At 57.2% G+C, this 1,880-nt stretch carries 2 protein-coding genes; one reads left to right on the top strand and one right to left on the bottom strand.

The window, feature by feature from the left end:
* Positions 1–1,250: lamin tail domain-containing protein (locus tag BW940_RS20715; RefSeq protein ID WP_076611034.1), on the bottom strand; the 1,250-nt coding region annotated here is incomplete at its 3' end.
* A gap of 150 nt (positions 1,251–1,400) precedes the next feature.
* Between BW940_RS20715 and BW940_RS20720 the strand changes: the two genes are divergently transcribed.
* Positions 1,401–1,583 (top strand): hypothetical protein, encoded by a 183-nt coding sequence (locus BW940_RS20720; RefSeq protein ID WP_076611035.1) that lies wholly within the window; start codon positions 1,401–1,403, stop codon positions 1,581–1,583.
* Positions 1,584–1,880: the final 297 nt, after the last annotated feature.

Below are 1,880 nucleotides of genomic sequence, written 5' to 3' on the forward strand. Positions count from 1 at the left end.
GTCCAGTACGTTTCGATATCCCGCTCGGCAAACCGTTCGAGCACTTCATCGTTCGGGTGCCCGTACTGTGAGTCGTAGGCACTCGAGATGATGGCTGTCTCCGGATCTACGGTATCTATCAAGGCCTCGCTTGAGGAGGTCGATGACCCGTGGTGACCGGCTTTGTACACGTCGCCCTCGAGATCGCTTCCCCACTCATCGATCAGTCGCTGTTCAACACCAGTATCGACATCGCCCGGCGCTAAGTACTGGAAGTCGCCGAACTCGAACACCAACACTATACTGTTGTCATTAACATCGCTCCCAGCATCTCCAGCAGGTGGGTTCATCACTTGGGCAGAAACATCACCCTCGATCGGCAGTTTATCACCGCTTTCGACGAGGAGAAAATCGACCCCGTACTCGTCGACGGTATCGAGGTAGTTCCCGTAGGTCGCTGAATCCGATGGGACGCCCGAATCGTATGCGGCCCCAACGCCCCCACCAGTCGTCTCGAAGTGCTCGATCACAGCGGCGTGACCACCGATATGGTCGGCATCGGCGTGCGTCGCGACGAGGTGGTCGATTCGATTAATCCCTTGGGCCTCGAGATAGGCGATAACCTCACTGCCGTCCTGTCGCCAATCGCCACTATCGATGAGGATCGTCTCATTCGCCGGCGTGATGATGAGGGTCGAATCGCCTTGCCCAACATCGATGTGGTGTATCTCGAGTTCACCGTCGACAGGACTCTCGTTGACGTCATCGTTCTCGCCGCCGTTCTCATCCTCTACATCGCCGTCCGACTCATCGAGATCGATATCGCCGTAGGCGTGCTCGAGCACGACCTGGCCATTGGTGTCGACGAGCCGAACCACGTCGCCATTGCCTCGCCAGATGTTCACGTTGTATCCCCAGTACAGCTTGTTGTCCGTCGAGTCACCTTCACCAGTCGTTATGGTCACTGTCTCTTCGGGTTCGAGGACGAACTCACTTGGAAACGAAAACGGAGAGAGACCACCATCGACCTGCCCACCCTCTCGGTCTCGGAGTTCAAACCCGGAGAGATCGACGGACTCATCGGCCGTGTTCTCGAGGGTGACGTACTCCTCATCGGGCGACACGTCCGCAACGTTCAGATCGACGACGTCGATAGCATCCCCAACCGACTGCGAGTCGTCGATCGTGTCCTCGGCACCTTCGGTGCCGCCCGCACATCCTGCGAGAACGACGAGGAGCGTCACGAAGACCACAAGAATCGCTCGGTTCATACATGTTCATCTCAAAGGTGGCGTTTGAATGTTCCGTCCACTAGGACAGTACCGGCACCGCCAGACTGGAAGCTACGTACCGAGCGAAGCAGCCGTGATTTCGGTAGAACACCCCACTCTTTTTATCCGAAGCCGCGGCCAACGGCAGCGATGCTCACCAATCGACAGGAGGACCTCCTGATTGCAGTCGCTTTGGCGGAGTTTAGCTACGAAACCGAAGATGTCGATCCCGAACTCGCCATCCACGCGTGGCAATTGGCCGCGGACCGACTCGTCGCATGGGATGTCACGCCGGCTGAGGCCGTCAGAGAACTCGATATTGGAACGCACTGATACTGAACGGCGGTCGTATCGTGGTTTCTAACTCCTGCAACTTGCAGCGTGCAGATACTGATCACTCCTTTCCTGTATTGATCAAATCAGGTGTCCACAGAGTAGGTGTGCGAACAGCTTGTTGACATCCTCCTGCGCCTGAAGACGCAGGAATCTCGAGCGGTGGGAGTTTCAGGTCTACAACCAAGGACGCCGCCACTTTGCGGGAGTTCGCGTCAAACCCAGCCATCGTGGTCGGTGGCTGACGGGCGGTGCCAAACCGCCGATACTCCTATCCTCAGCGTCTTTGGCTCCCAT

This window comes from Natronorubrum thiooxidans, assembly GCF_900156475.1.
GTDB classification, from domain to species: Archaea; Halobacteriota; Halobacteria; order Halobacteriales; family Natrialbaceae; genus Natronorubrum; species Natronorubrum thiooxidans.

Excerpts from the sequence above, each read along its gene's own strand:
- BW940_RS20720 (WP_076611035.1), top strand. The coding sequence starts at position 1,401 with ATGCTCACCAATCGACAGGAGGACCTCCTGATTGCAGTCGCTTTGGCG.